Origin of the sequence: Lentzea jiangxiensis (genome assembly GCF_900104175.1) — a bacterium.
Lineage (GTDB): Bacteria > Actinomycetota > Actinomycetes > Mycobacteriales > Pseudonocardiaceae > Lentzea > Lentzea jiangxiensis.
The window spans coordinates 52,800-79,459 of the sequence record NZ_FNIX01000018.1 but is presented as its reverse complement, the minus strand read 5'-3'; the positions used below and the strand labels follow the sequence as shown (position 1 = coordinate 79,459).

At 71.7% G+C, this 26,660-nt stretch carries 23 protein-coding genes and 1 pseudogene; 13 read left to right on the top strand and 11 right to left on the bottom strand.

Annotated features, from left to right (window positions below):
* Positions 1 to 57 precede the first annotated feature (57 nt).
* Positions 58 to 1,008, bottom strand: coding sequence for a ketopantoate reductase family protein (locus tag BLQ91_RS32095; RefSeq protein ID WP_090102960.1), 951 nt, complete (start codon positions 1,006 to 1,008; stop codon positions 58 to 60).
* Between the two features lie 89 nt (positions 1,009 to 1,097).
* Between BLQ91_RS32095 and BLQ91_RS32090 the strand changes: the two genes are divergently transcribed.
* Entirely contained in the window at positions 1,098 to 1,664 is a 567-nt protein-coding gene (locus BLQ91_RS32090) for a TetR/AcrR family transcriptional regulator (protein WP_090102958.1), read from the top strand.
* Between the two features lie 8 nt (positions 1,665 to 1,672).
* On the opposite strand, the gene BLQ91_RS32085 is transcribed toward BLQ91_RS32090, so the two are convergent.
* Positions 1,673 to 2,857, bottom strand: coding sequence for a hypothetical protein (locus tag BLQ91_RS32085; protein ID WP_090102956.1), 1,185 nt, complete (start codon positions 2,855 to 2,857; stop codon positions 1,673 to 1,675).
* 185 nt (positions 2,858 to 3,042) lie between these two features.
* Here BLQ91_RS32085 and BLQ91_RS32080 point away from each other — a divergent pair, with 185 nt between their 5' ends.
* Positions 3,043 to 5,184 carry a DEAD/DEAH box helicase gene (locus tag BLQ91_RS32080; protein ID WP_090102954.1) on the top strand — a complete coding sequence of 714 codons (2,142 nt, stop codon included), beginning with the start codon at positions 3,043 to 3,045 and terminating at the stop codon, positions 5,182 to 5,184.
* 227 nt (positions 5,185 to 5,411) lie between these two features.
* Here the strand turns inward: BLQ91_RS32080 and BLQ91_RS32075 are convergent, their stop codons facing one another.
* The 4 genes from BLQ91_RS32075 to BLQ91_RS32060 all read right to left on the bottom strand — a co-directional run bounded on the left by BLQ91_RS32075 (position 5,412) and on the right by BLQ91_RS32060 (position 10,718).
* On the bottom strand, positions 5,412 to 7,667 hold the full coding sequence (locus BLQ91_RS32075) for an NHL repeat-containing protein (protein ID WP_218130480.1): 2,256 nt from the start codon (positions 7,665 to 7,667) through the stop codon (positions 5,412 to 5,414).
* 479 nt (positions 7,668 to 8,146) lie between these two features.
* On the bottom strand, positions 8,147 to 8,410 hold the full coding sequence (locus tag BLQ91_RS32070; protein WP_090102952.1) for a GlsB/YeaQ/YmgE family stress response membrane protein: 264 nt from the start codon (positions 8,408 to 8,410) through the stop codon (positions 8,147 to 8,149).
* Positions 8,411 to 8,528: 118 nt separating this feature from the next.
* Positions 8,529 to 10,109 carry a hypothetical protein gene (locus BLQ91_RS32065; RefSeq protein WP_090102951.1) on the bottom strand — a complete coding sequence of 527 codons (1,581 nt, stop codon included), beginning with the start codon at positions 10,107 to 10,109 and terminating at the stop codon, positions 8,529 to 8,531.
* A 213-nt stretch (positions 10,110 to 10,322) separates the two neighbouring features.
* Positions 10,323 to 10,718: a RidA family protein gene (locus tag BLQ91_RS32060; RefSeq protein ID WP_090102948.1), complete on the bottom strand. Its 396-nt coding sequence runs from the start codon at positions 10,716 to 10,718 to the stop codon at positions 10,323 to 10,325.
* A gap of 98 nt (positions 10,719 to 10,816) precedes the next feature.
* Between BLQ91_RS32060 and BLQ91_RS32055 the strand changes: the two genes are divergently transcribed.
* The 3 genes and pseudogenes from BLQ91_RS32055 (at position 10,817) to BLQ91_RS43030 (ending at position 13,042) form a co-directional block, all read left to right on the top strand.
* On the top strand, positions 10,817 to 11,785 hold the full coding sequence (locus tag BLQ91_RS32055) for a helix-turn-helix transcriptional regulator (protein ID WP_090102946.1): 969 nt from the start codon (positions 10,817 to 10,819) through the stop codon (positions 11,783 to 11,785).
* 22 nt (positions 11,786 to 11,807) lie between these two features.
* A pseudogene (locus BLQ91_RS32050) lies at positions 11,808 to 12,818 on the top strand (MFS transporter); the annotation flags it as partial.
* 14 nt (positions 12,819 to 12,832) lie between these two features.
* Positions 12,833 to 13,042: a hypothetical protein gene (locus BLQ91_RS43030; RefSeq protein WP_245733965.1), complete on the top strand. Its 210-nt coding sequence runs from the start codon at positions 12,833 to 12,835 to the stop codon at positions 13,040 to 13,042.
* A gap of 23 nt (positions 13,043 to 13,065) precedes the next feature.
* Here BLQ91_RS43030 and BLQ91_RS32045 read toward each other — a convergent pair whose 3' ends face one another.
* A complete protein-coding gene (locus tag BLQ91_RS32045; RefSeq protein WP_090102944.1) occupies positions 13,066 to 13,632 on the bottom strand; it encodes a TetR/AcrR family transcriptional regulator C-terminal domain-containing protein in 567 nt (188 codons plus the stop codon).
* A 55-nt stretch (positions 13,633 to 13,687) separates the two neighbouring features.
* Between BLQ91_RS32045 and BLQ91_RS32040 the strand changes: the two genes are divergently transcribed.
* Positions 13,688 to 14,941, top strand: coding sequence for an FAD-dependent monooxygenase (locus tag BLQ91_RS32040; RefSeq protein ID WP_090103102.1), 1,254 nt, complete (start codon positions 13,688 to 13,690; stop codon positions 14,939 to 14,941).
* Between the two features lie 289 nt (positions 14,942 to 15,230).
* Here the strand turns inward: BLQ91_RS32040 and bdeA are convergent, their stop codons facing one another.
* Positions 15,231 to 16,082, bottom strand: coding sequence for a bis(hydroxyethyl) terephthalate hydrolase (bdeA, locus tag BLQ91_RS32035; protein WP_218130479.1), 852 nt, complete (start codon positions 16,080 to 16,082; stop codon positions 15,231 to 15,233).
* Positions 16,083 to 16,353: 271 nt separating this feature from the next.
* Here bdeA and BLQ91_RS32030 point away from each other — a divergent pair, with 271 nt between their 5' ends.
* From BLQ91_RS32030 to BLQ91_RS32015, 4 genes are all read left to right on the top strand, one after another.
* The gene (locus tag BLQ91_RS32030; protein WP_090102942.1) at positions 16,354 to 18,642 is read left to right on the top strand and encodes a LuxR family transcriptional regulator; all 2,289 of its coding nucleotides are present in this window, start codon (positions 16,354 to 16,356) and stop codon (positions 18,640 to 18,642) included.
* A 13-nt stretch (positions 18,643 to 18,655) separates the two neighbouring features.
* Positions 18,656 to 19,069, top strand: a complete 414-nt coding sequence (locus BLQ91_RS32025) for an acyl-CoA thioesterase (RefSeq protein WP_090102940.1) — start codon at positions 18,656 to 18,658, stop codon at positions 19,067 to 19,069.
* Complete coding sequence (locus BLQ91_RS32020) at positions 19,066 to 20,166, top strand: zinc-binding dehydrogenase (RefSeq protein ID WP_090102938.1); 1,101 nt, start codon at positions 19,066 to 19,068, stop codon at positions 20,164 to 20,166. Before BLQ91_RS32025 ends, BLQ91_RS32020 begins: the two co-directional genes overlap by 4 nt.
* Positions 20,167 to 20,325: 159 nt before the next feature.
* Entirely contained in the window at positions 20,326 to 21,459 is a 1,134-nt protein-coding gene (locus tag BLQ91_RS32015; protein ID WP_090103097.1) for a S1 family peptidase, read from the top strand.
* 60 nt (positions 21,460 to 21,519) lie between these two features.
* On the opposite strand, the gene BLQ91_RS32010 is transcribed toward BLQ91_RS32015, so the two are convergent.
* The gene (locus tag BLQ91_RS32010) at positions 21,520 to 22,884 is read right to left on the bottom strand and encodes an alpha-amylase (RefSeq protein ID WP_090102936.1); all 1,365 of its coding nucleotides are present in this window, start codon (positions 22,882 to 22,884) and stop codon (positions 21,520 to 21,522) included.
* A gap of 170 nt (positions 22,885 to 23,054) precedes the next feature.
* Positions 23,055 to 23,639, bottom strand: a complete 585-nt coding sequence (locus tag BLQ91_RS32005) for a class I SAM-dependent methyltransferase (RefSeq protein WP_090102933.1) — start codon at positions 23,637 to 23,639, stop codon at positions 23,055 to 23,057.
* Between the two features lie 229 nt (positions 23,640 to 23,868).
* On the opposite strand from BLQ91_RS32005, the gene cmtR reads away from it, so the two are divergent.
* Both cmtR and BLQ91_RS31995 read left to right on the top strand, forming a co-directional pair.
* On the top strand, positions 23,869 to 24,186 hold the full coding sequence (cmtR, locus tag BLQ91_RS32000) for a Cd(II)/Pb(II)-sensing metalloregulatory transcriptional regulator CmtR (protein ID WP_090102931.1): 318 nt from the start codon (positions 23,869 to 23,871) through the stop codon (positions 24,184 to 24,186).
* Entirely contained in the window at positions 24,179 to 24,802 is a 624-nt protein-coding gene (locus tag BLQ91_RS31995) for a cation diffusion facilitator family transporter (protein ID WP_090102929.1), read from the top strand. Before cmtR ends, BLQ91_RS31995 begins: the two co-directional genes overlap by 8 nt.
* Here BLQ91_RS31995 and BLQ91_RS31990 read toward each other — a convergent pair.
* A complete protein-coding gene (locus BLQ91_RS31990) occupies positions 24,759 to 25,412 on the bottom strand; it encodes a class I SAM-dependent methyltransferase (RefSeq protein ID WP_090102928.1) in 654 nt (217 codons plus the stop codon). The two genes, BLQ91_RS31995 and BLQ91_RS31990, sit on opposite strands and share 44 nt — an antisense overlap.
* 79 nt (positions 25,413 to 25,491) lie before the next feature.
* Between BLQ91_RS31990 and BLQ91_RS31985 the strand changes: the two genes are divergently transcribed.
* The gene (locus BLQ91_RS31985; protein WP_090102926.1) at positions 25,492 to 26,646 is read left to right on the top strand and encodes a glycosyltransferase; all 1,155 of its coding nucleotides are present in this window, start codon (positions 25,492 to 25,494) and stop codon (positions 26,644 to 26,646) included.
* The last annotated feature ends 14 nt before the right edge of the window (positions 26,647 to 26,660 follow it).

Below are 26,660 nucleotides of genomic sequence, written 5' to 3'. Positions count from 1 at the left end.
TGCTCGGCGGTGAGCGGAGGCGTGGGGGTTCGCGGCCGGTTCACGGGCTCGAGCCGGTCACCGGACGGCGAAGTGCGGTTCCGCCGCTTCCAGTCGTGGTGTCGGAACACCCCACCGCCTGGCTTCGGCCAGGGTGTCGCGGCAGATCTCGCGCGGCTCGGCGGCGGTGGGATCGGACTGGGCCTCGAAGTTGACGCGCGCCGCAGGGAAGTGGGTGATCACCCAGGAGAGCAACGGCGCGACCAGCCAGGTGGGCAGCCGGAACGGCAGCACACCGCCGCGGTGGCTGCGCAGGTCGACGCCGCTCGCCTCGAGCAGGGGCAGCAGCTCCCGCCCGACCAGCAGCGCCTCTCGCAGGGCGTCCCTCGCGCCGAGCAGCCCGGCCAGCGAACCGTGCTTGAGCCCCTGCGAGTGCAGGGCGGCGTTGAAGACGAAGTGGATCCGCAGCCAGCTGGTGAAGTCCGGTCGTTCGAGCAGCCGGAATCCGGCTCGGCCGAACAACTGGCGCACGGCCTGTTCGCGGGGCGTCGGGGGCGTGCCGAGCGTGCCGAAGAAGACGGTCGGCAGCAGCGCTCCGCGGAGCACGCCGTCCTCGCCGAAACCGCCGCCGGCCTGGGGAAAGCCCCAGGCGACCCGGTCGAGGGGCAGCGGGCTGACGGCCGTCGGCGGATCGGACCAGAGGTTGCCGAAGACCAGCACGGTGGCGTTGCCGACGCGCGGGGCCAGGAACGCCGCGGCCTCCGCCAGCCGGTGGTGCGGAAGGCTCAGCACGATCAGGTCGAAGTCGTGGTCCGCGGGGAGCTCCTCCCGCAGCCGCACCGGCCACTGCCGCACGACACGGCGACCTCGCAGGCTTCGGCGCGTGTCGAGCAGATCGAGCTCCACGGAGTTCCCGTAGGCCGCCGCACGTCCCGGCCGGACGTAGAACTCGACGTCGTGCCCGGCCTCGTGCAGGGCCCAGCCGTAGAAGGTCGCTATCGCGCCGCGGCCGAACATGAGGATCTTCATCTGCACCCTGTGGGATAGGATTGAACTGGAGATTGTCTCCACTTTCGAAAATATGGAGATCGTCTCCACTTGTCAACGGGAGGTGCCGCGTGACCCCGGCCAAGCCGCTGCGAGCCGATGCCCAGCGCAAGAGGCAGGCCCTGCTTGACAAAGCCAGGGAGATGTTCGACGCGGGCAGCTTCTTCGACCTGCGCTTCGACGACTTCGCGTGCCTGGCCGGCGTGGGTGTCGGGACCCTGTACCGCCACTTCCCGACGCGGGAGGAGCTGGCGGAGGCCGTCTTCCGCGAGGAGGTGGCCGCGCTGTGCGACTGCGCACGGCAGCTCGGGAGCACGTTGCCCGCGGTGGAGGCCCTGGCGTCCTTCCTGCGCGGCTTCGTCGACTACCTCGACGCCCACCGGGGTCTCGCCCGGACACTGGCCACGCTGATGGCCTCCCGCGCGGGCACGCTGGCCGAAGGCAGCCAGGCGCTGGAACGAGCCGTTCTCGATCTCGTGGACGCCGCGGTGCAGGAGGGCGCTCTGCGCCGCGACGTCGACGGCGGGGCCGTCATGATGGCGTTGCACGGCATCGGCGCGGCGCACGACCGTCCTCAGTGGAGAGTGGAGGCGGACGGTCTCATCACAGTGGTGCTCGACGGCCTGCGGTCGTCCTGACCGGGAGGTCATGCCCCGGGCGCCGGCTCCCCGGCCTCGGTGAGGTGGCGAACCACAGCGGCCACGTAGTCGGCGGGCTCTTCGGCACCACGCACCAGCACGACGGAGTTGCCGTCCTCGTCGAACGTCACCACGGCGCCGGGCCCCGGATCCGGTCCGAGCCGGTAACCGCGGTCCTCACCCAGCGCCACCGCGAAGTCGTCCCAGCTCTCGTGCGGGAACCCCTTGAGCCGGTTGACCCGCCGGACCTGGCGGGCCCTGACCGCCGGCGGTGTGAACACGAAAAGCCTGCGGTGCGCCCCGAGATCCCTGATCACCCCGAACTCGTAGCGCAGCTCCGGCCAGTCGCCCGGTGCCATGACCACGCACCGCGCCCCGGCGACCAGGGCGGCGAACTGCTCGCGCCACGCGTCGTCGGTGGCGTAGTGGCGGTCGACGCCGTCGGGCGGAAGGTAGTCGCGCGGGTTGCCCAGGCCGTACCCGCGGCCGAGCGCCGTGGCGATCGCCGGCGCGAAGTACTCCTCGAACGACATCGGGTCTGGGCGGCGGCTGAAGACCTTCGCGAGCTCCGGGCGGACGCGCGCTTCCTCCTCGTCGCGCCGCCGGAAGCCGAACAGGCGGCGTTCGTTGCCGAACCCGCGGATCCACACCACCGCCGGGCGCGGGTCGGCCGGCGCCGCCGCGTCGAGGCCGTCCGCTCGCCGCGCCGCCGAGTGGCACAGTGCCGACAGCACCGCCATCGGGAGCAGCAGCTGGATGCCGACCGTCGCGGGTTTGCCGTTCACCAGCAACGTCGCCATCACCAGCAGCGGCACCACCACCGCCACGTTGCCCAGCACCCGGAACGGAGTGCGCGGCCGCTGCCGCGCGCCGGACCGCACGGGCCGGGCGGGCAGCAGGCGAACGGCCAGCCCGAGCCCGCCCAGCGTCGCCCCGATGCCGAGCACCACGACCAGACCGACGAGCGCGTCGTCGCGGGGGTGGATGAGGACAGCGCCCAGGAAAGCCCACCCCAGCAGCCCGGCGAGAACGGTGCACGCCAGGGCGGCGGGCGTGAAGGGACCGGTGTACCCCTTTGCCTGCGCCCGTCGCCACACCCGCATGAAGGTCGCGATCGCCAGGTGCAGCAACACCATCAGCACGGCGAACGCGGCCGCGACGGCGAGCAGCGCCAGCACCACCCGGACCGTCATGACGCACGCCCCGCGGTCTCGTCCGTCATCGCACCGCCCCTCCCCGTGGCCGTGGACGAGTCCTGTTCTATGCCCGCCGCGCCTCCTCCCGGCACCGCTGAAAAGAGGATTCGCAGCACGTCGTCCCGCTCCTGGCGCGGACGCCGGGCCTGGGTACTCTCGCACCACCTGACGGAAGGACACGGGTGGACGACTCGTCGAAGGTCGGCAAGCACGCCCGCGCAGTGCTGGCCGCCGCGGAGGCGTTCCGCGCCGAGGCGGCAGGGGTGCGCGCGGAACCGGACCGGCTGCTGGCGCTCGCCGCCGCGCGGTACCGGCAGGTGCGCGACTCGCTGGTCGCCGAGAAGCTCCGCGCCATGCCGGTGGACAGGCTCCGGGACGCGCGGGCGAACCTGCGGCTGGGCAAGCTGCAGGCCGCCGGGTACCGGACCGTCGCCGACGTCGCCGGGGCGCGCCCGGAGCAGCTCGACGGTGTGCCCGGCGTCGGCAGGCAGTCCGCCGAGCAGATCGTGCGGGTCGCTCGCGCCGTCGTCGAGGGCGTCGTGCGCGACACGACCGTCCGCCTGGACCCCGACCGCGCCGACCGCGCCCAGACCGAGCTGCTGCAGCTGCTGTCCAAGCTGCGCAGGGCGAACCAGCTCGTCGGCCCGCTGGTGGAGCCGCTCGCGGACGTCTTGGGCCGGGTCGACACCGACGTGCGCGCCGCCTCCCGTGCCTGGAGCCGGCTGCGCATGTTCTTCTCGTCGCGCGGCAAGCGCCAGGCCGCCCTCGACTCGCTCGGCCGGCTCGAAGCTCTGCTGGCCAGCCGTGACGTGGCGGCCTTGCGCGCCGTGGGCACCCAGCTGCGCGTGCCGGACCTGGACCACCGCGCGCTGTGGCGCGACTACGAGCTCGACGCCGCCGCCTACAACACGCTCCTCGCCGACCTCGGCGGTGCGGGCGCGGTCCCGGATCGCAGTGCCGCCAAGGGTTTCGTCCCCGCGGACATCGAGCACGAGGTCGACGCGACCACACTGGACACCAGCCTGCTGAAGGTGTCGTTGCGCGGCTACCAGGTGTTCGGCGCCAAGTTCGCCCTGGCCCGCAAGCGCGTGATCATCGGTGACGAGATGGGACTGGGCAAGACCATCGAGGCCATCGCCGTGATGGCGAGCCTCGCCGCCGGCGGCCGCCGCGGGTTCCTGGTCGTCTGCCCGGCGAGCGTCGTCGTCAACTGGGTCAACGAGATCGCGCGGCACAGCGACCTGGTGCCGCACCGCATGCACGGCGCGGGTCGAGACGACGCGGTCAGCGAGTGGCTGGAGCAGGGCGGTGTCGGCGTGACGACGTTCGGCACGTTGCCGAAACTGGTGCTGCCGAAGAGGTTCCGCCCGGCGCTGGTCGTGGTGGACGAAGCGCACTACGTGAAGAACCCGGACACACAGCGCTCACAGGCGGTCAACTCGGTCGTGCAACGAGCGGAGCGCGCGGTGCTCCTCACCGGCACGCCGATGGAGAACCGCGTCGAGGAGTTCCGCGCCCTGGTCGCCTACCTCCAGCCGGGCGTCGCGGCCCGCACCGGCACCATCGACGCCGTGGTGGGGGCCAAGGCCTTCCGCCGCGTCGTCGCACCGGTGTACCTGCGCCGCAACCAGGAGGACGTGCTGGGAGAGCTGCCCGAGCTGCTGGAGGTGGAGGACTGGGTCGAGTTCGGGCAGCAGGACCGTGCCGCGTACCTCGACGCGGTGCGCCGGGGAAACCTGATGGCGATGCGCCGCGCCGCCTTCACCCCGGGCACGCCCCTCGGCTCGGCGAAGCTGGAGCGCCTGCTGGAGATCGTGGAGGAGTCCCGCGACAACGGCTGGAAGGTCGTGGTGTTCTCGTACTTCCACGACGTCCTGGACGCGGTGGCGGACCACGTCGAGGTCTTCGGCCCCCTCACCGGCGCGACCTCCGCGCAAGCCCGCCAGCACCTGGTGGACGCGTTCACGGCACGCGAAGGCCACGCGGTGCTGGCGGCCCAGATCGAGGCGGGCGGCGTGGGCCTCAACATCCAGGCGGCCTCCGTGGTGATCATCACCGAGCCGCAGTGGAAGCCGAGCACGGAGGACCAGGCGATCGCCCGCTGCCACCGGATGGGCCAGGTGCGCAAGGTCCACGTGCACCGGTTGCTGGTCAAGGACAGCGTGGACGTCCGCGTGCAGGAGGTCCGCGACCACAAGACCCTGCTGTTCGACCACTACGCGCGTGAAAGCGACACGAAGCACTCACACGCGAGTGCGCTCGACTCGGCGATGTCCGTGGAGCAGCGCGTCGTGCAGGCCGAGCAGCAGCGCCTCGGTCTCTGATCGGCCTGCTCTCGCGGCGCGCGGTTCCGGACCCCGGACCGCGGTGGCCGAGGCGGTCGAGGGGAGATCGCCTTCTCGGACTCGCGGTGGGCTTCGTGGCGGCTCGGCACCAGCGCGAAAGCCCTTGAGCCGCAGCGGTTGCGCGATTCGCGGCACGAGCGGGCGCGAGCTCACCGCCCGGTGCGGGACGGGGAGCGGGCGGCCGGAACCGCCCGCTCCGGATGGGATCAGACCCGGCAGGGCGAGCCGCCGGGGTGACCCGGCTTGGGCTCGACGTTGGCCTTCGCCTCACCGATCACCAGATCGGTCAGCAGCGTGTCCACCACGACGGCCCGCTGCACCACGCTGGTCGCGGTGGTCGTCGTGCTGTTGAGCCGCAACGACCCGATCACCAGCGGGATCGTCAGCGGAGCGCTGCCCACGGCCACCGACACGCCGTTGATCTTCAGCGACGCGATGGTCGACGAGCCCGCGAACTGCGGGACGAGCCCGCCGGGTCCCGCCACGCAGGTGACCGACGCGTTCGACTCGATCACGCCGATCTCGATGGTGAGCAGGCCGCTGGTCACCCGCGTCTGCTCGATGCGCGCCCGTGCCGTCGCGAGATCCGTCGTCGCGGGCGCGGTGCCCGAGAGGTCGTCCGGCGACTGGTCGGTCCTGGCGTCGAGCGCCGTGGCCCGCACGGTCAGGATGCCCGCGTTCAGCTGGACGTTCGCGAGCGTCTCGTGGTCGTCCACGCACGGCACGTCCTGCGGGTTCGCCCTCGTCGAGACGATGCCCGCCAGGTCGAGCGCGGTGGCCTGGCAGGAGAACACGCCGGTGCGTTGCGCCGACTTGATCCGCAGGTCGGACAGCACGGGGCTGTCGCCGGCGGCGTTCGCGGTCAGGGTCGCCCGCACCTCGATGTAGCGGCCGGTCTTCGTGAACGGCACGCCGTTCGCCACCGGGGTGAAGCTCTCCCCGGCCAGGCCCGCCTCGGTGTCGGACGTCCTCGCCTCGACGACGATCGACGTGCCCTGCGGAACGGTGCCCTCCGCCTCGGTGTTCCAGGTGACCGTGCCCCACGGACGGCCGTTGGTGCCGCCGTCCTGCACGACGCTCCACGTGCCTTGCGGAGCGGTGATCTCACCCAGGACCGACCCGGTCATGTCGCTGTAGTTGTACGGACCGGCGCCCGCGCCGAGGTCGACGGTCAGGTCGACGGCGCCGACGGTGTGGCCACCGCCGCCGACCGGACCGGCGTCCGGGTCGATGCGCTGCGCGTTGTTGGTGCTGATGTTGGTGACCCACACCTTGCCGTTGCTGTCGATCGCGACGCCGGTCGGGCCGACGCCTCCCGGCAGCGCGACGTTGCCGACGTACGTGCCGTCGGTGCGCAGGTGGCCGACCGTCGTCGCGCCGTTCAGCGAGTGGGCGACCCAGACGTTGCCGTCGTTGTCGACCGCGACGCCCTGCGCGTACTGGCTTCCGTGGCTGAACGCGCCGAGCAGCGTGCCGTCCGGCGCGAGCTTGGCGACGCGGTTGCCGGAGAGGTTCGTGTGCCAGATCTCGCCGGTGACCGGGTCCATGCCGAGGCCGTAGTCGCCGTGGGTGCTGTTGAGGCACGCGTGGGTCTGCGCGGCCGGGTCGTAGCGCAGCAGGCCGAAGTTGCGCGCGGACCACAGCGTCCCGGCCTTGTCGATCAGTCCTCCGTAGCCGCCGCAGCCCACGTTGAACTGGGTGCCGGTGGCCGCTCCGTTCGCGTCGAGCAGTTCGTGGTCGAGGTCCTGACCGCCGGTCCACAACCGGTTCTGCGCGTCGACGGCGACCGTGCGCGTGTTGCTGCCCGTGACGCGCGAGTAGTTGATCACGCATTCGTCGGCGGCGGTGGTGACACCGCCGTTGTCGTCCGCGCCACCCGCGTTCGTCCACGGGCGGATGTCGCCGAGGCCGCGGCTGGTGGCGATCAGCCCGTCCTGGTTCCGGTCGACGCACTTGTTGTAGGCGAACGGGCCCTTGAGGTAGTCGCCGGCCGCGTTGGGCGTGCCGTCGGTGTTCACGCGGGTGCCGCCCTGGATGACGGCGATGCGCGTGACCGAACCGCGTCCACCCGCGCCCTCGTCGCGGTTGGACAGCCACGTGCTGCCGAACTTGTCGACGGTCGTGCGGGAGGGGTTGCGCCCGCGGCCGTTCGGCGCCGAGGCCCACTCACCGACGATCTGGCCGGTGTTCACGTCGATGCGGACCATCGTGCCGCGCGCTGACGCGGCGACGTTGACGTACGGGAAGAAAACAGTTGAACGGTCGAGTTGCAGCTGGTTGTTGTTCGGGGCGTTGTGGTTGACGTCCTGCAGGACGCCGTTGTCGAAATCGCCGTCGAGCGTGTAGAGGACGTCGGTGCCGGGGACGGGTGCGGCGAACGCCGGTACGGCCAGGGCGGCGAGCAGGAACGACGTGGTGGCGATCGCGAGTGCTGGTCTGACGCGGTGCCGTGGGTGGTGCATGGCGGCTCCATTCGGGATGAGGCGATCCGGACGTGCATCCGGAACACATCGAAAGGAGTCGAATGCCGGAAGAATGCGTTACGAGACGGTTTTGATGCCTGTGGGCGTGTAATAAATAATTCTGCGGCAAATTCCGCCGAACCCCGATCGGCGTCGCCCTGCTGGCACAGCGCGGGTGCCACGGGCAGTGTGACTGGACCACTTGGCCTACGGGCAATCGGGTGGAGCATTGGGTCATCCGGGTCATCTTCCACAGGCTGACGCATATTTCCAGGCCGGCGCGATGAGGACAGCACAGGCGGCGTCGTTCGCCGGGTGCGACTTCGGCCGGTGTAACGCACGAACAGGATGCCGCACAACGCCTTGCGGTCATCGCGCCGCTCACGTCCCGGAGATCGGAAAGCGCAGCTCGACCTCCGGGGAACGCGAAACGGGCCCGGCCACCTGAGTGGTGGCCGGGCCCGTTTCGCGTTCTGTGGTCAGCGCACGCTGGTGCGCTTGCGGCCGGCAACGGCCTCCGCGACGCCGATGAGCAGCACGGACGCGATCACGGCGATGATGAAGCCCAGCACGTTGAGCTCGAAGATGTCTCCGGTGCCGAGCAGGTTGGCGATCGTGCCGCCGATGACGGAGCCGACCAGCCCCAGCAGCAGCGTCGCCACGATGCCGAGGTTCTGCTTGCCGGGCTTGATCAGTCGGGCGAGTGCGCCGATGATCAGGCCGGCGACGATGAACCCGATCACGTCAGCCTCCTGGTAGTCGAATGCCTTCCTCGCTCCGGCTACCCGAACTGATCGACATCCAACCACCGCCGTGCCCCGAGATCGGCTCGGCGGACCCGGAAACGGCCGTGGGACAGCGCTACTGGTAGGAGACCATCGACGGTTTCGGCTTGTAGGACATGGTCTGCTCCGGCGTGAGCATCGGCTTGTCCTCGTCGTAGAAGTTCTTCCAGCCCATCGGCAGGTCGCCCGGCCTGGCCCCGACGACGGAGTCCCAGGTGGAGACCTTCTGGCCCGTGGTGCCCTGCCCGTCCATGTGGATCAGCAGCTGCACCTCGTCGCGGGTCGTGTCGAGGGCGTGCTCGTCGCGGATCATCGTCAGCTGGAACTGGTGCACCACGAGCAGTTTCTGCGGCAGGGACTTCGCGGCGGTCAGGTCGGCGAGCCACGCCGAGACCTCGTTGACCTCGGCGGCGTCGACCCCACCGATCTGCTGCAGCGGCACCTGGTGCGGTCCGAGTTTCCACTCCGGGTCGACGGCCAGGCCGACGTGGGGCATCTCGAGCAGCGGCGCGTACCGCTCGGCCTGGTCCACCAGCCGTGCCCGGCCCGGTTGCAGGTCCAGGATCACGTAGAGCCCTTCTTTGCCGGCCTTGTCCACCCACGGCCGCAGCGCTTCGACGTCGGTCTCGCCCGAGTAGTCGCCGTCCGGGCCGGGGAAGCCGTGGGCGACGGTCACGATGATCTCGAGCGTGGGCACGACGGGGACGTCGCTGAGCGGGTCGTACTCGGCCGCGAGCTTCTTGGCCCGTGCGATGGCGCCGTCGAGGTCCTGCTCGCCGAGCGCGCCGAGCGCGGGCCCGTCCGGGTGGCCGTAGAGGCAGACCAGCAGCCTGCCGGGGAAGAGGACCTGTCCGCCGCCGGGTAGCTGTCCGCCGCTGATCGCCGTGTCGACCCGCTTGCGCAACCGGTCCGGCGGACCGAAGTCCCCGCCGAGCGCCATGAGTGCGGACGACCGCTCCGCGCGGAGCGCGTCGATCGCGGCTGCGTCGCTCCTCGGGTCGGTGCCCCGCACCGGGACGATCCGCGCGCCGGCGGCCCGGGCCGTGGCGGTCGCGGCGACGTCGTCACGGCCGGAGTTCGTCAGCACCGTCACGTCCAGGGGACGGGCGGGCTCGACGGTGGGCAGATCGGAGGGGAGGGCCGTCGTGGCACCGTCCTGCGGTGCGTCGATCGCCATCACTTTCGCCTGGCCCCGCCACGCTTCGACCTCGCGCCGCGCGTCGGCACCGACGGCGAGCACCGCCTGCGGCGACAGCCTTCCCACCTCGTCGCGCACGGCTGAGGCGTACCGGTTCGGGGGGAGCTGGAGCACCGGCACTCCCAGCCGTGCCGCGACGCCACTCGCGCCGGTCGACGCCGCGCGGTCGGTTTCCGCGACGACCACCACGACAGGCGCGCTGCGGAACAGGGCCGAGCTCATGGCGATCGCCGACTCCGCACCGGGCTGGGCGTCCAGCACGGTGATCTTCTCGGACGGTGCGGCCACTTCCGCGGTCACCGCACCGGTGGCCTCGCCGAGCGTGAGCCCGAACGGCCCGGAGGTGCAGCTCGTCACCGTCAAGGACACCACGGCGAGGCACAAGAGCTTCAGCGCTGCCACCGGACCACGCGCACTGTCGTTGATCATCCGCATCGAGGCGCCCCTGTCGACGAGCATCGCCCCTCACCTCCCCGGAGGGGAGTTCGGGTCGCGAACCAGTGGACGGGGGATAGCCGCTGCGGGTGCGAGTCTTCTCGCCCCAGGATCAATCACTCGAAAGTGGACACCGCCACAGCGGTTCCCGGAAGGGGGTGCCGGCCGTCGACCGGCACCCCTCCGTTCTCGCGTCAGCGTGCCCGGTGTCGCGGTCGACCGCGGCCACGCCGGGCGTCAGGCGACCGCGGTTCCCTCCAGCTCGACCATCAGGTCCGGCAACGCCAGCCGCGTCACGCCGAGCATCGTGGTCGGCGGCGCCACCCGCGCCGCGCCGAGCCGCGCCGCCAGCACGCCGTAGTGCCGGAACACCAGGTCGACGTCGGTGGTGAAGACGTTGAGTCGCACCAGGTTCCCGAGCGCCATGCCCGCCTGCGCCAGCACGGCCTCCAGGTTGTCGAGGCTCAGCGCCAGCTGCGCCCCCATGTCGCCCGCGTGTTCCGGCTTGCCGTCGGCGTTCATCGACGTCTGACCGGCGCAGTACAGCGTGCGGGTCTGGCCGGTGACCACCTCGCCCTGGTGGTAGCCCAGTTCCGCCGACCACGTCCACGGGTTGACCGGCGTTCGTTCCACTGCCACGACTGCTCCGTTCGATCTCGTTCAATCAGGTGCCGTCAGCCTCGCAACCCATACACGACATCCTGTGTCATGTATTCCCGTAGGGTTTTCGCATGCGCGCCGACCGGCTGGTCTCCCTGGTGCTGTTGCTGCGCCGGCACGGTCAGCTCTCCGCCACGGCACTCGCCCGTGAGCTCGAGGTGTCCACGCGGACGGTGTTGCGCGACATCGAGGCGTTGTCCGCGGCCGGTGTGCCGGTCTACGCCGAACGCGGACGGCACGGCGGTTTCGCGCTCCTGCCGGGTTTTCGGACCGAGCTCACCGGGTTGAACCACGACGAGGCGCTCGCCCTGCTGGTCGCCGGTTCGAGGCGGGGCGCGCAGGTGTTCGGGCTCGGGTCGGCGCTCGCGTCGGCCGTGCTCAAGGTCGTCGACGCGCTGCCGGAGAGCTACCGGCGGACCGCGGCCGGCGCTGCCGAACGGCTGCTCGTCGACCCGGAGACCGATCTGCTCTCGCGCCACATGTCCGCGGAGGAACTGCCCGACGCCGTGGCGACCGAGGTCAGGCGTGCGGTGTTCGCGGGGCACAAGCTGCGCATCCTCTACGCGGTGGGGGAGCAGGAGCCGGACTGGCGGACGGTCGACCCGATCGGCCTGGTCACCGTGCGGGAGCAGGGCTACCTGCTGGCCACGAGGTCCGGCGAGGACCGCACCTACCGGCTCTCCCGGATCAGCGCGGCGGAGGAGCTCGACGAGCCCGCGCAGCGCCCGGAGCGGGTGGACCTGGGCCGGGCGTGGCAGGACCGCGGCACCAGGTTCCGGACCGGTGGCGACATGGTCGTCGTGCGGCTGCGGGTCCACCCCGCGCGGCGCGACGAGCTGGTGGCGACCGCGGTGGCCGTCGTGGCCGAGGAAGTCGAGCCGGACGGCTGGTCGTGCGTGGAGGTCTCGTTCCAGGACGCCCGGCACGCCGAATGGGCGCTGTGGCAGCTCTCGGCCGGCGCGGAAGCCCTGGAACCGCAGTGGTTGCGCGTGAAGCTGCACGAGCGGGCCGCCGCGCTCGCCGGCCGGTACCGCGACTGAGAGGGCGACCTAGGCTGTCGTCGTGGGGGAAACGAACACGGTGGAAGCGTCCGAACGCGACTTCAGCCGGTATCTGTCGGCACGGGTGCTGTCCGTGCTCGGCGCCGTGGTCTCGGCGGTCGCACTGCCCGTCCTCGTCTACCAGGTGACCGGGTCCGCGGGCTGGACGGCGGCCGTCACGGCGGCGGAAGCGTTGCCGTACCTGGTGTTCGGGCTGCTGGCGGGCGCGCTCGCGGACCGGCTCGACCGGCGGGCGATGATGGTCGCGATGGACTTCGCGGTCGCCGCCGTGCTGCTGAGCGTGCCGCTGGCGTGGCTGGCAGGAGGGCTGACTGCGCCGCACGTCGTCGTGGTGGCGTTCGCGACGCAGACCGCGTTCGTGTTCTTCGACGCCGCCAACTTCGGCGCGCTGCCCGCGCTGGTGGGCAGGGAGAGGCTCACCGCCGCCTACTCGAAGCTCTTCGGGCGCACGACGGTCGTCGAGCTCGTGGTGCCGGGGCTGACGGGGCTGCTGATCGCGGTCGTCGCCCCGGCCGCGTTGCTCGCGGTGAACGCGCTGACGGCGGTGGGCTCGGCGTTGTTGTTGCGTGCGATCACGAGCAGCATGGCGACGCCACGTCCGGTCCGGGGCGCGGGTCAGATCGCCGCGGACGTCCGCGAGGGCCTGCGGTTCCTGTGGCACGAGCCGGTCATCCGGGTCCTGACCCTCGTCGGCGCCACGCACTCGGTGGCGAGCGGCGCGTGGGTGGCGTTGCTGGTGCCGTTCGCGGACCAGGTCCTCGGCGTCGCGCCGGAAGGGGACGCGCGGCTCGCCGCCCTGTTCAGCTGCTGGGGCCTCGGCGCGATCATCGCCTCCAGGCTGCTGCCGCGGGTCACGGCGCGCTGGGGCAACGCACGGGTCGCGCTGACCGCGTTGCCGCTCTCCCTGCTCGGCGGCGTGCTGGTGCTCGTCGGCGGCCACTGGCTGCTGACGTGCGCGGCGGCGGTGTACTGGGGTGTCACCGGTGCGATCGTGGTGATCAACGGCATCACCTACCGGCAGCAGGTGTGCCCGGAGGAGCTGCAGTCGCGCGTCAACACGACCGCCAGGATGGTGGCCTGGGACTCGGGCAACCCTTCGGCGCGGCGGTCGCGGGCGGGGTGTCGGTCGCGACCGGTGACCCGCGCACCGGACTCGGTGTCTGCCTCGCCGTGCTGCTGCTGGGGGTCGCGGCGGCCTGGGTGTCGCCGGTGCTGCGGAGGGCGCGCACGTCGTGAGGAGCACCGCCGCCAGGGTGTGATCAGCTCAGGAGCTTGGCGACGCCGAACTCGAAGCGCTCGTCGAACGACTGCTCGGCGAGGAACGGCAGAACCCGTCGCAGCGCGGGCCGTTCGCCCACCGCGAGGTCGCCCTGCCCGGCCGGCAACGCCTGCTCCTCCTGGGCGAGTCCGAGGACGAAGTAGATGGTGCTCCAACAGGTCCACGCGGCGTCACGCGCGGACAGCCCGCCCTCCAGCAACGCGGCGACGAGAGCCTCGGCCGTGTCCAACGTGGACGGTTCGGCCGCGTAGGTGCCCGCCACGACCGCCGCGCCGTCGCGGTGCGCGAGCAGGGCCTGCCGGTAGCGGCGCGCGATCTCGGCCGCCCGGTCGCGCCAGTGCTCGGGCAGGCCGTCGAGCGAGACGCCGGCGACGATCGCGTCGGCCATCAGCTCTTCCAGCCGTGCCTTGGTCTTCACGTGCCAGAGCACCGTGTTCATCCGCACGTCGAGCTTCTGCGCGATGGCCCGAATCGACACCGCCTCGGCGCCGCGCTCGTCGAGGATCTCCAGCGCAGCCCGCACGACGTCCGCTTGACTCTTGGTCACTGACCTAGTCTACTCGACCCGTCGGTATTGGTCAGTGACCAAGGGAGTGGGTTCGATGCAGGACGTCGTCGTGGTGGGTGCCGGTCCGACCGGGTTGTGGCTGGCGGGGGAACTGCGGCTGGGCGGTGCGTCGGTCACGGTCCTGGAGGCCCGCGAGGAGCGCGACTCGAACTCCAAGGCGCTCACGATCCACCCGCGCACCATCGAGGTCTTCGACTGCCGCGGTGTCGCGGAACCGTTCCTCGCCGAGGGGATCCGCATCCCGAACGGGCACTTCGGCGGCTTGCCGGACCGCATGGACTTCTCGGCGCTGGACACGCCGTTCCCGTTCACCCTCGCGTTGCCGCAGGCCCGCACCGAGGAGCTGCTCGAGGACCGCGCTCTGCGGATGGGCGTCGTGCTGAGGCGGGGCTGCGAGGTGGTGGGCCTGACCGGGAACGGCGTGGAACTGTCCGACGGCTCGGTCGTCGCCGCACGGTACGTCGTCGGGTGCGACGGGACGCGCAGCACCGTGCGGGCGGCCGCGGGCATCGACTTCCCCGGCACCGACGCCACGACGTGGGGCTGGCTCGGCGACGTGGTGCTCGACGCCCCGCCCGAGCGCGGCTTCGCCGGCGTGACTGGCGTCGACGGCGGTCTGATGGTCGTGGCGCTGCCCGGCGGCCTGCACCGCATCGTCGGGGGAGACCCGGTGACGAACCGCGCCGAGTGGCCCGGCGACCTCACCCTCGAAGAGCTGCGCGCCACCGTGACCCGGATCGCGGGCACCGACTTCGGCCTGCGCGACCCGAGGTGGCTGTCGCGCTTCGGCAACGCGACCCGCCAGGCCGCCACCTACCGCGCCGGCACCGTCCTGCTGGCCGGCGACGCCGCGCACATGCACTTCCCGACCGGCGGTGTCGGCATGAACGTCGGCATCCAGGACGCCCACAACCTCGGCTGGAAGCTCGCGGCCGTCGCCACCGGTCGGGCGGACGACGCGCTGCTCGACACCTACCACGGGGAACGCCACCCGGTCGGCGCCGACCTCCTGCGGCACACCAGGGCGCAGACCGCTCTGATGACCGGCTACACGCCGGAGGGCCAGGCGCTGCGCGCCGTGGTGAGCGAGCTGATCGCGTCCGCTCCGGACATGTCCCTGGTGCTCGCTGAGCGGTTGTCCGGCCTCGACGTCGCGTACTCGACGGGCCGCCGCGTCCCCGACCAGGTGCTGCCCGGCGGTGACACGCTCTTCTCACGACTGCGCGGCGGTGGCCACGTGGAGACCACGGCGGGGCTCGTGCGGCCGGACGGGCATCTCGCCGGGTAGCCGCGCGTCGCGAGAAGGCGATTCCGCGGCAGGAGGACCTTCAAGACGAAGCCGTGGTCGCTGTGGATGCCGCCGCACCGGCAGCGAGGACAGGCGGCGCGCGCTGACGTCGTCGGCGCTCGGCGTTCTCGGGAAACTGGCCGGCACCGACGACGTCTACACGTCACGTGCGCGTGAGTTGTGCGCTTCTCTCGCGGAACTGCGCATCGCTCAACGCGTTTGAAATGTGATGCGGGGTCGGGTCGCGGCGCCCCGCGCTCGGTCAACGCCGCGACCCGCGATCACAGGATCAGGAGTGCGGGCACGTGTCCCGGTACTCCTCGATCAGCGTGCTCCGTCCCGGCGCCGGGCACAGGAACTGCTCGTACCGGGTGTCGTTGTCGATGAACCGCTTGAGCCACGAGATGCTGTACTTCGCGATCGTGGTGTTGGACGAGTTCGGGGCGAAGTGCGAGGCGTTGTTGAGCTCCAGGTACGCCTTGTCCAAGGTGGACGGCAGCGAGGTGTAGAAGGGTTCGGAGTGCGAGGAGACCGGGGCGATGCTGTCGTCCTCGGCGCCGATGACGAGAGTGGGGACTCGCACGGTCGACCAGCTCTTCTGGGTGTGCCAGCCGGTCAGCGGGATCGCCGCCTGGAGGGCCGGGCGCTGGCTCGCCGCCCGCAGGGTGCCGCCGCCGCCCATCGAGTGGCCCATCACGCCGAGGCGCGTGGCGTCGATGCGGGTGCGGACGGAGCTCTGCTGGGTGAGGTAGTCGAGCGCGGCCAGGAGCTGGGAGGCCCGGCTGTCGGGCTGGTCGTAGATCGAGTTCGTGTCGATGGTGAAGACGACGAACCCCTGTGAGGCGATGCGCGGCCCCAGCCAGGAGATGCTCGACTGGGTGCCGGTGTAGCCGGGGGAGATGACCACCGCGCCGAACGTGCCGGCGGCGGTGCTGGTCGGGTAGTAGATGGTGCCGCCGCCGAAGCCGCTGACCAGCGATGACACCGAGGTCTCCGACACGGCGAAGGAGCCGCGCGTCGCCTCGATGCTCGCGTTGGTGGGAGCCGGGCCGCGCTCGTACGGGTTGTCGGCGGCCTGGGCGGCGGTGCCGGTGACGAGCACCAGGGACAGTGCGATCGGGATCAGGGTGCGGAGTTGCACGGCGATGTACACCTCATTCGGCAGGGGGAACAGAGGAGGAACGACCTCGACCCTGCAGCCGCCGACCGGCCCAGCGCATCGGTGCAACCACCGGTGTCGGCAAAAAACTTCAGTGGCAAAACTAACGGTGGTAGGTGAATTTGGCCCTTACCCCTTCCGGTGGAGCTGTTACCGCCGTAAGACTGGGTCGGTGCTGCGTGGTCGAGAGCGGCAACGCGTCGCAGTAGACGCGTTGGTGGAACGTGCGCGCGTTGGACGCGGCGGAGTGCTTGTGCTGCGCGGTGAAGCCGGTTCGGGCAAAACAACGTTGCTCAACGCGGTGAAGAGCACCTACGACGCGATGCTGTGCATAGACGTCAACGAGATCGATGACGACCTCATGCAGCTCGCCGAGGACGTAGTAGGTACAAGGGCCGCGCTGCTCATCGCGACAGAGGGTCCGCCACGGGGGTTGCCGAGCGTCACGCTGGACCCGCTGGACACCGAGACGAGCCTGCGCGTCCTGCACGACCTCGTGCCCGGCCTGCCCAGCACGCTGGCCGCAGACCTCGCCGACCTGGCGGGAGGCAACCTCCTGGCGCTGGTCGAGCTGGCGGGCTCGCTCACCTCCGCGCAGCTCGGAGGCATCGAACCGGCGCCGGCCGTGCTGCCGGAGAACAGTTCGCTGCGGCTGAGGTGGCGGTCGCGGTTCGACGCGCTGTCCGCCGGCGCCCAGCACGTCGTCGCGCTGGTCGCGGTGGACGAGGAGGTCGACGCCGCGACGCTCGACCTCGACGCGGTGCTCGAGGCGGGACCGCTGTTCGACTCGCGCCGCCTGGTCAGGACGGCGCTGCGGGCGGACGTGCCGCTGCGGTTGCAACGCGCGGCGCACGCCGAGCTGGCGGAGACCCTGCCACCGGGGCCGCGGCGCACGTGGCACCAGGCCGTCACCAACCAGGACACGCAACTCGCGCACGCCCTCACCGCGCACGCCGAGCACGCACGGCTGTGCGGCGACTTCGCGACGGCCGCCCGTGACCACGACCGCGCCGCACGGCTCACCACCGACCCCGAGGAGAAGGCGCACAACCTGCTCAAAGCCGCCGCCGACCACTGGGCGCACGGCGCGCCGCACCGCTCGCGCGCCGTCCTGCGCACCGCGGTCCGGCTCACCCACACCCCGGAGCTGCGGGCGCTGATGGACCTCGTCGTCGGCGGCATCGACCTCGGCGAAAGCCTCCCGGACGTCGCCGCCGACCGGCTGGTCCGGGCCGCGAGGGCACTGGTGAGCTCGCGGCGGCTGCTCGCCGTGGCGGCGCTGGGGTTCGCGGGCGAGGCGGCCAGCATCGCCGGGGACCACCGCCGGTACACGGCCATCGCGGACTTCGCGCGGGAGATCCGGCGCGGCGACGAACCCCCGGCGACGAGACTGACGCTCGACCACCTCGTCGGCATGTCCGCGACCTTCGACGGCCGCCACGACGAGGCGTTGCCCGCGCTGCGCAGCGTGATCGAGCTGGCCGACCGGGTGCCGGGACCGCAGGCGCGGATCTGGGCCAGCCAGGCCGCCTACGTGCTGGGAGACGCCACGAGGTCGAACGAGATGGCGACCAGCGCGGTGACGGCGGCGCGGGAGAGCGGGTTCACGGCGATGGTGCCGTGGGCGCTGGTGTACCGGGCGTTGTCGGCGTTGCTGCTGGACCAGCACGCGGCGGCGCTCACCGCGGCGACCGAGGGCGTGCACGCGGCGACGGCCATCGGGCAGCACAACGCCGTCGTCGACCATCTGACGATCCTCGCGCTGCTCGCGGCGTTGCGGGGTGACGCGGACACGGCGCTGCACCGCATGGACACCGCCGCAGAGCACATCACGCAACGAGGCCTCGCCAGACCCGGCACGTTCGGCGCCTGGGCGTTCGCGTGCGTCGACCTCGTCCGCGACCGGCCCGCCGACGCGCTGGACCGGCTCCGGCTGCACCCCGGCCACGCGGGCATCAAGGTCATGGCCGCGCCGCACGTCGTCGAGGCCGCTGTGGCGTGCGGCAGGCAGTCCACGGGGGACAAGGCGCTGCAGCCGTTCGAGAGGTGGGCTGGGGTCACCGGCAGCACGGCCCGGCTCGCGCTCTCACACCGCTGCCGCGGGCTGCTGGAAGCCGGGACGGCCGACGAGCACTTCGAGGAAGCGATCAGGCTGCACCGCGCCAGCGGCACCGCGATGGAGCTGGCCAAGACCGAGCTGCTGTACGGCAACCGGCTGCGCAGGAGCCGCAAGCCCAAGGCGGCGCGCGAACACCTGCGCGACGCCGTGCGCATCTTCCAGTCCTACCAAGCCGATCACTGGGTCGAACGCGCCCGCGCCGAGCTGCGCGCCGCCGGTGACTCCACCGGCGAACCGAAGGACCACCCCGGCCTGACGCCGCAGCAGGCGCAGATCGCCCGGCTGGTCGCCGAGGGCGCCACGAACCGCGAGATCGCCGCGCGGCTGTTCCTGAGCCACCGCACCGTCGAGCACCACCTGCGCAACATCTTCGCGCGGCTCGGCGTGCGGTCGAGGGTCGAGCTCACCAGGAGGCTCGACTGACGATGGAGGGTGTGTGCGAGAGAACTACCGGCACTGGCAGCGGATTCCGACCCGCTGGGCGGACAACGACGTCTACGGCCACGTGAACAACGTCGTCCACTACGCCTTCATGGACACCGTGATCAACACGTGGCTGATCGGCGCCGGGCTGGACATCCAGGCGGGGCAGCAGATCGGCCTGTGCGTGGAGTCGCACTGCAACTACCGCGCCTCGGTGTCGTTCCCGGAGGCGCTCGACGCGGGTCTGCGCGTCGGTCACCTCGGCCGGTCCAGCGTGCGCTACGAGGTCGGTTTCTTCTTCGAGGACCGCGAGAACGTCGTGGCGGAAGGCCACTTCGTGCACGTGTTCGTGGACAGGACGACCCGCAAGCCGGTGGAGATCCCCGACCGGCTGCGCACGGCGATGGAAGGTCTGGTGGTGGCGTGAAGACGCGAGGCGCGGTGCTGACGGGGGTCGGCGGGCCCCTGGAGGTCGTCGACCTGGAGCTCGACCCGCCCGGCCCCGGTGAACTGCTGGTGCGCGTGCACGCCACGGGTCTGTGCCACTCCGACCTGTCGGTGATCGACGGCTCGCGGATCCGGCCGTTGCCGATGGTGCTCGGCCACGAGGCGGCGGGCGAGGTCGTCGAGGCGGGTCCCGGCGCCGAGTTCGCGCCGGGCGACCACGTGGTGCTGTCGTTCGTGCCCGCGTGCGGGGCGTGCCGCCGCTGCGCCTCGGGCCGGCAGGCGTTGTGCGAGCCCGGAGCCGTCGCCAACCGGGACGGGACGCTGCTCGGCGGCGGCCGGCGGTGGACCCTTCCGGACGGAACGCGCCCGAACCACCACCTCGGCGTGTCCGGGTTCGCCGAGTACACCGTGATCTCCGACAGGTCGGCCACGCTCGTGCCGGAGGACCTGCCGCTCGACATCGCCGCGCTGTTCGGCTGCGCGGTGCTGACGGGAGCCGGGGCGGCGTTCTACAGCGCCGACGTGGAACCGGGGGACAGGGTCGCCGTGTTCGGCCTCGGCGGCGTCGGCCTGGCGGCGGTCCTCGCGGCCGTCACGGCGGGTGCCACGCAGGTCGTCGCGGTGGACGTCGTCGAGCACAAGCGCAAGCTCGCCCTGACGCTCGGCGCCACCCACGAGGCGGCGGGCGGTCCGGACGCCGTCACCCACGTGCGGGACCTGACCGGCGGCGGAGCGGACAAGGTGATCGACACGACCGGCGTCGCGGCCGTGCTCGAACAGGCCTACGCCGCCACGGCCGTCGGCGGCACGACGGTCACCGTCGGCCTGCCGCACCCCGACCGCACCGTCAGCCTGCCCGCGCTCAACCTCGTCGCCGAGGAACGCACCCTCAAGGGCAGCTACCTCGGCTCGTGCGTGCCGCGCCGGGACGTGCCCCGGTTCGTCGACCTGTACCGCGCCGGACGGCTGCCCGTCGACGGCCTGCTCTCGGGAAGGCTGCGGCTCGACGAGATCAACGACGGGTTCGCGAAGCTCGCGTCCGGCGACGCCGTGCGGCAGGTCGTCGTGATGCAGTAGTGCCCGGTTCGACCCGTTCGGGCACGAATCGGGCAGGACAAGTTCCGGGACGAGGTGTTGACCGGGCGGGTTTGGTTGCGCCACGGTGAGAGCGCTCTCATGTTCGCCGCTTCCCGCAACGGGGCGAGAAGCGATCCCTGCACGGACAAGGAGAAGAGCATGCGATTCACCGTGCCCAGAATCGTGCCCGCGCTGGCCCTCGTGCTGGTCGGGTCCACGTTCACCGCTCCGGCCCAGGCGGCGGAGAAGGAGATGTCACCCGGCCTGCTCACCGCGATGAGCTCGGCGTTCGGGCTGACCGAAGCCCAGGCGCGGCTGCGCCTGGAGAAGGAGCAGCGCGCGTCGGTCATCGCCTCGCGCGCCGAGAGCGAGGCCGGCGCCGCACTGGCCGGCAGCTGGTTCGACGAGAAGACGAGCCGCCTCGTCGTGGCCGTCACCGACAAGGCCGCCGCGCACAAGGTCGAGGCCACCGGTGCGGACTCGGTCGTCGTCAGCCGGTCGGCGAACTCGATGGCGGCGCACAAGAACCGCCTCGACGCGCTGTCCGCGACGGGTTCCGTGCCCGCCGCGGTCGCGAGCTGGCACCCGGACCCGCGCACCGGCACCGTCGTCGTGAACGTGGAGGCGGGCAAGCAGACCGCCGAGGTCGCGTCCTTCCTGGACAAGGCACGCCAGTTCGGCGCGATCACCGTGCGCACCGAGGGCGTGCAGCAGCCCCAGCCGTTCGCGGCCGGCACGGTCGGCGGCGACCCGTACTACACCGGCAACGTCCGCTGCTCCATCGGCTTCTCGGTGCACGGCGGCTACGTCACCGCGGGCCACTGCGGTGGCAACGGTCAGGCCGTCTACGGCTGGGACCGCTCCTACCAGGGCAACTTCGCCGGATCCTCCTTCCCCGGCAACGACTACGCGTGGGTGCGCATCGGCGGCGGCTGGTGGACCGTTCCGGTCGTGCTCGGCTGGGGCACCGTGAGCGACGCGCTGGTGCGCGGTTCGTGGGAGGCGCCGATCGGCACCTCCGTGTGCCGCTCCGGCTCGACGACGCGCTGGCACTGCGGCGTGGTCCAGAGCCGCAACGAGACGATCCGCTACGCGCAGGGCGACGTGCACCAGATGGCGGGCACGAGCGTCTGCGCCGAGGGTGGCGACTCCGGTGGCTCGTTCATCACCGGTGACCAGGCCCAGGGCGTCACGTCCGGCGGCTACGGCAACTGCTCCAGCGGTGGCCGCACGTGGTTCCAGCCGATCAACGAGATCCTCAACGTGTACGGCCTGAGGCTGCACACGGCCTGACGAGAACGCCCGGCTGTCCACCACGCGAGGTGGTGGACAGCCGGTGTTCCCGGGTGGTGGTCAGCCGCGTGCGTTGACGTGCAACGCGAGCGCGGTGCCGGCGCCGAGCGTGGTGGTGAACCGGCCGGAGGAGTCGACGGTCACGCGGACGCAGCCGTTCTCCTGGACGTTGCAGTACGTCCCCGCCGGCAGGGCCGTCTGGAACGTGCGCGTCACGGAGAACGTCTCGCGGTTGATCGCGGCGAAACCCTTGGTGCCGCGGCCGAACGCGATCAGGTCGTACCCGTTGTCCTGCCAGTTGTTCACGTCGGTGCCCGCGACGGTGTTGCGGAACGCGACCATGTTCGCGATCTGCGTCCAGGCGTGCTGGCACTTCCAGCCGCTGTAGCAGACGGAGTTGCCGGGCGGACCGGCGTCCTTGTCGCTGAACTCGTAGCCCGAGTACACCTGCGGTGCGCCGTAGTTCCACGCCAGCATGAACACGTTCGCCAGCGTGTAGGTGGAACCGTCCTTGTAGGTCAGCGTGGAACCGTTGCGCTCGGTGTCCCAGTTGTCCACGAACGGCCGCGCCTGGCCGCTGGGCAGGAAGCCCCACGACTGCCCGAACGTCCGCAGGTACGCCAGGTTCTCGTTGGTGAAGATCCGTTTCACGTCGTAGGCGTAGCGGAACTCGTCGACATCACCGGAGCCGGTGTACTCGCCGGGCTGCACCGCCTCGCCCGCGCCGTAGATGACCTCGTGGACCCAGAAGACGCCCGGGTTGCTGAGCTTGCCCTTGATCGCGGCTAGGTCGCCCGCCGGCATGTGCTTGGCGGCGTCGACGCGGAAGCCGTCGACGCCCATGCCGATCAACCGGTTGAGGTACCCGGCGATCGCGCCGCGCACGTACTCGCTGCCGGTGTCCAGGTCGGACAGACCGACGAGCTCGCAGTTCTGGACGTTGTAGCGGTCCTGGTAGTTGGTGATGGGCGACCGGCAGGAGTGGAAGTCCCAGTCGCTGTAGAGGCCGGGGTAGTTGTACTTCGAGTAGCCCGTACCGCCCGTCCCGGTGCCGGAGCCCGCGCTCATGTGGTTGATCACCGCGTCGGCGATGACCTTGACGCCCGCGTTGTGGCAGGCCGTGACCATGTTCCGGAAGGCGGTCTCGTCGCCGAGGCGCCCGGCGATCCGGTAGCTGACGGGCTGGTAGGTGGTCCACCACTGCGGACCCTGGACGTGCTCGGTGGCGGGCGAGACCTCCACGTAGCCGTAGCCCTTGGGCCCGAGGACGTTGGTGCACTCCGACGCCACTCGGGCGAACGGCCATTGGAACAGGGTGACGGTGACGTCCTTGGCGCCCGGTGGCGCCGCAAGACTTTGCACCGGTGTGGACAGTCCGACGATCAGCAGCACCGCCAGGAGGGTGCGCGAAGCCGAGGAAACCACGTTGTCTCCTTGATGCAGGGGGTTCTCTGATCGTGGTAGCACCCCGGCGCACACTCCGCAAAGCGTTGCAAGAACTTTCCGGAGCAATTCGGCCTACTGCACGCGCCGGGCCTGCGCCGCCGACGCCGGACGCGTCGGCGTGAAGGCGACGCCGCTGCGCCGTGCCTCGCCTACCGCGCGCTGACGAGCAGGTAGCGCTCGTCCGTGATCGGCCCGCCCCACAGGTCCTCACCGGTCAGCGGGGTGACCACGGCCTCGTCGCGCACACCGCCGACCAGTTCGCGGACCTCGGCGGCGGTCAGCCCGGCACCGGTCGACCACCGTCCCTCGACCAGCACGAGCGCGCCGCCCGGCTCGAGCAGGGCCACCCACTCGGCCAGTGCCGCGGCCGGGTCCGGCACCGCCCACAGCACGTGCCGCGCGAGCACGACGCCGAACGATCCCCGGGCGTGCGGTGGGTGTGCCGCGTCGCCCGCGACGAAGCCGATCGTGACGCCCGCGCTCGACGCCTTGGCCCTCGCGACGTCCAGCATCCGCTCGGACAGGTCGAGGCCGTGCACCTCGTGGCCGGCCTCGGCGAGCAGGACGGACAGGCTCCCGGTGCCGCACCCGAGGTCCGCGACGCGGGAGGACGGGGGGACCAGCGGCAGGAGCAGCCGGGCCCAGGCGTCGCGCACCCGCGGGTCCCGCAGCCCGTGGTCCGGCTCGTCGTCGAACGCCGCGGCGTGCCGGTCCCAGAACTCCCGGATCGTCATGCCTCCACATTTGCCTAAGCGGACCTCAAGACTTGCCCAAATGAGATGCGGAGTCCGTCGTACGGTCCCTAACCTCGGTTCATGAGGCTTGTGATCTGGTTCACACTGGCGTGCGTGTGCGCGCTCAGCGGTGACCACGTGCTCGCAGCCGTCCTGCTGACACTCCTGGTCGGCTGCGCGACGGACCGCACGCGCTGAACTGTTCAGCCTTCGCTGTACAGTCTGATGTGTGCTGACCTGTGAGACGCGAGAAGCGGCGCTCGCCCGGCTGGGGCGGGCGCTGGCCGACCCGACGCGCTGCCGGATCCTGATCGCCCTGCTGGACGGTCCCGGCTACCCGGCCCGGCTCGCCGAACGGCTGGGGCTGACCAGGTCGAACGTGTCCAACCACCTGGCGTGCCTGCGCGGGTGCGGCCTCGTCGTTGCCGCCTACCAGGGGCGTCAGGTGCGCTACGAGCTCGCCGACCCGCACCTGAAGCGCGCGATCGGCGAGCTCGTCGACGTCGTCCTCGCGGTCGAGCCGCAGCCGGAGTGCGTCGATGGGTGACGCCTGCTGCCCGCCCGTCCAAACCGGTCGCCGGACCGCGTTGCGGCGCAGGATCCGGTTGTTGGTCGCGGCGACGATCACCTACAACGTCGTCGAGGCGGTCATCGCGCTCGCGGCGGGCACCGCCGCGAACTCGACCGCGTTGATTGGGTTCGGGCTCGACTCGGTGATCGAGGTGGCGTCGGCGGCCGCCGTGGCGTGGCAGTTCGCCGGACGCGACCCCGAGCGGCGGGAACGTACCGCGCTCAAGGTGATCGCGGTGTCGTTCTTCGCCCTGGCGGCGTACGTGGTGGTCGAGTCCGCCCTGGCGTTGCTCCAGGCGGAGCGCCCGGAGCACTCCACGGTCGGCATCGTGCTCGCGGCGGTGTCGCTGCTGGTGATGCCGGGCCTGTCCTACGCCCAGCGCAAAGCCGGGCGGGAGCTCGGGTCGGCCAGCGCGGTGGCGGACTCGAAGCAGACGCTGCTGTGCACCTACCTGTCGGCGGTGCTGCTCGTCGGCCTCGTGGTCAACAGCCTGTTCGGCTGGTGGTGGGCGGATCCGGTGGCGGCGCTGGTGATCGCGGCCGTGGCGGTCAGGGAAGGTCGCGAGGCGTGGCGGGGTCACCACTGCTGCTGACCGGCTTGCGCGCGACCAGCCGCTCCACCACGCCCAGCTTGAACCGCTGCCGTTGCTCGACAACGAGACCGTGCGCCTGCACGAGGTGCAACGGCCGGCGCAGGAAGTGCTCACCGGCCATCGGAACGGTGATCCGCTCGAGCAGCCACTGCACACCGCGGACGAACCGCGAGGTGGCGGCCACGTGGTCGAGCAGGATCAGCGGTCCGCCGGGCCGCAGCACGCGGACCATCTCGCCCACGGCGGTCTCGTGGTCCGGGATCGCGCACAGGCCCAGCGTGCAGACCACGGTGTCGAACGAGGAGTCGGCGAACGGCAGGGCGTGGGCGGTGCCCTGGCGCAGCGTCACCGGACGGCCGAGCCCGGCGGCGCGGGCGCGGGCCAGGTCGAGCATGCGGTCGCTGAGGTCCAAGCCGGTGAGCGTGACGCCGGCGGGGTAGTGCGGCAGGTTCAGGCCGGTGCCGACGGCGACCTCCAGCACCTCGCCGGTCGCCCGGGAGCACGCCCAGCGGCGGGAGTCGCCGAAGACGCGGCGGTCCAGCACGCCCATCTCCCGGTCGTACGTCTCCGACTTGCGGTTCCAGTACTCCTGCCAGCGGGGCCGGTCCATGCCTCCCAGCGAACACGATCGGCACGGCGGCGGCCAGTCGTCTGGACAGGCCGGTGCACCTGCACTATGTCTGGCCCGTGTGCGCGTAGTCGTCGTCTCCGGGGGCGATCCCGGTCATGTGGTGCCCGCCATCGCGTTGTGCCTGCGGTTCCTGGCGGCGGGCGACACCCCGGTGCTGCTGACCGGCGGCCGGTGGGTCGAGGCGGCGCGGGCCGAGGGGATCACCGCCTCGCGGGTGGCCGGGTTGTCGCTCGCGGACCTCGGGGACGTGCCGGACCTCGGGCTCGCGCTGCACGAGCAGGCCGGGGTCCTGGCGACGGCGCTGGCGCCGCGGTTCGGGGCACTGCGGCCGGACCTGGTGGTGTGCGACGTCCTCGCGCTCGGTGCGGGCATGGCCGCCGAACTCGCCGGGGTGCCGTGGGCGCAGCTGTCGCCGCACCCGCTCTACGAGCCGTCCAGGTGGCTGCCGCCGATGGGCAGCGGGCTCGCCCCCGGAACCGGTGTGCGCGGCCGGCTGCGCGACAAGGTGCTGCGGGCGTTGACGGCCCGCTCGGTGCGCCGGGGAGAACGGCAGCGCGCCGAGGTGCGGAGCAGGATCGGGCTCGGTGCCGGTGAACCCGGTCCGATCGTGCGGCTGATCGCGACGTTGCCCGCGATGGAGGTGCCACGCCCGGACTGGCCAGCCGACGCGCACGTCGTCGGGCCGCTGCTGTGGGAGGCCGGTCGCGGCACGCTGTCTCCGCCGCCCGGTGACGAACCGCTGGTGATGATCGCGCCGTCGACGGCGTGGACCGGTGCGCGGAGCATGGCCGAGATGGCCGTGGAAGCGTTGCGGGGCAGGAACCTCAGGGCGGTGGTCTCGACGTTCGCGCCCGCGCCGGACCTGCCGGGCTGGGTGAGGTCCGGGCCGGGCGACCAGGAGCGGTTGCTGCGCCAGTCGTCGGTCCTGGTGTGCGGGGGCGGGCACGGGATGCTCGTCAAGGCGCTGCGGGCCGCGGTGCCCGTCGTGGTGGTGCCCGGCGGCGGCGACCAGTGGGAGATGGCGAACCGGGTCGCGCGGCAGGGGAGCGGGGTGGTCGTCCGGCCGGCGAGCGTCGAGGCTCTGCGGGACGCCGTCGCGCGGGTGCTCGGCGATCCCGCCTTCGCGGCAGCGGCGCAGCGAGCGGCGGCGACGGTGGCTGATGTTCGCGATCCTGTGGAGGTGTGCCGGACCGCGTTGAGCCTTGCGCGTTGAGAGCTCCCGCTTCA

Coding starts and splice junctions, on each gene's coding strand:
- BLQ91_RS32040 (WP_090103102.1), top strand. CDS start 13,688: ATGCAGGACGTCGTCGTGGTGGGTGCCGGTCCGACCGGGTTGTGGCTG.
- BLQ91_RS32055 (WP_090102946.1), top strand. CDS start 10,817: ATGCGCGCCGACCGGCTGGTCTCCCTGGTGCTGTTGCTGCGCCGGCAC.
- BLQ91_RS32075 (WP_218130480.1), bottom strand. CDS start 7,667: ATGCACCACCCACGGCACCGCGTCAGACCAGCACTCGCGATCGCCACC.
- BLQ91_RS31990 (WP_090102928.1), bottom strand. CDS start 25,412: ATGGACCGGCCCCGCTGGCAGGAGTACTGGAACCGCAAGTCGGAGACG.
- BLQ91_RS32085 (WP_090102956.1), bottom strand. CDS start 2,857: ATGACGGTCCGGGTGGTGCTGGCGCTGCTCGCCGTCGCGGCCGCGTTC.
- BLQ91_RS32005 (WP_090102933.1), bottom strand. CDS start 23,639: ATGACGATCCGGGAGTTCTGGGACCGGCACGCCGCGGCGTTCGACGAC.
- BLQ91_RS32065 (WP_090102951.1), bottom strand. CDS start 10,109: ATGCTCGTCGACAGGGGCGCCTCGATGCGGATGATCAACGACAGTGCG.
- BLQ91_RS32095 (WP_090102960.1), bottom strand. CDS start 1,008: ATGAAGATCCTCATGTTCGGCCGCGGCGCGATAGCGACCTTCTACGGC.
- BLQ91_RS31995 (WP_090102929.1), top strand. CDS start 24,179: ATGGGTGACGCCTGCTGCCCGCCCGTCCAAACCGGTCGCCGGACCGCG.
- BLQ91_RS32015 (WP_090103097.1), top strand. CDS start 20,326: ATGCGATTCACCGTGCCCAGAATCGTGCCCGCGCTGGCCCTCGTGCTG.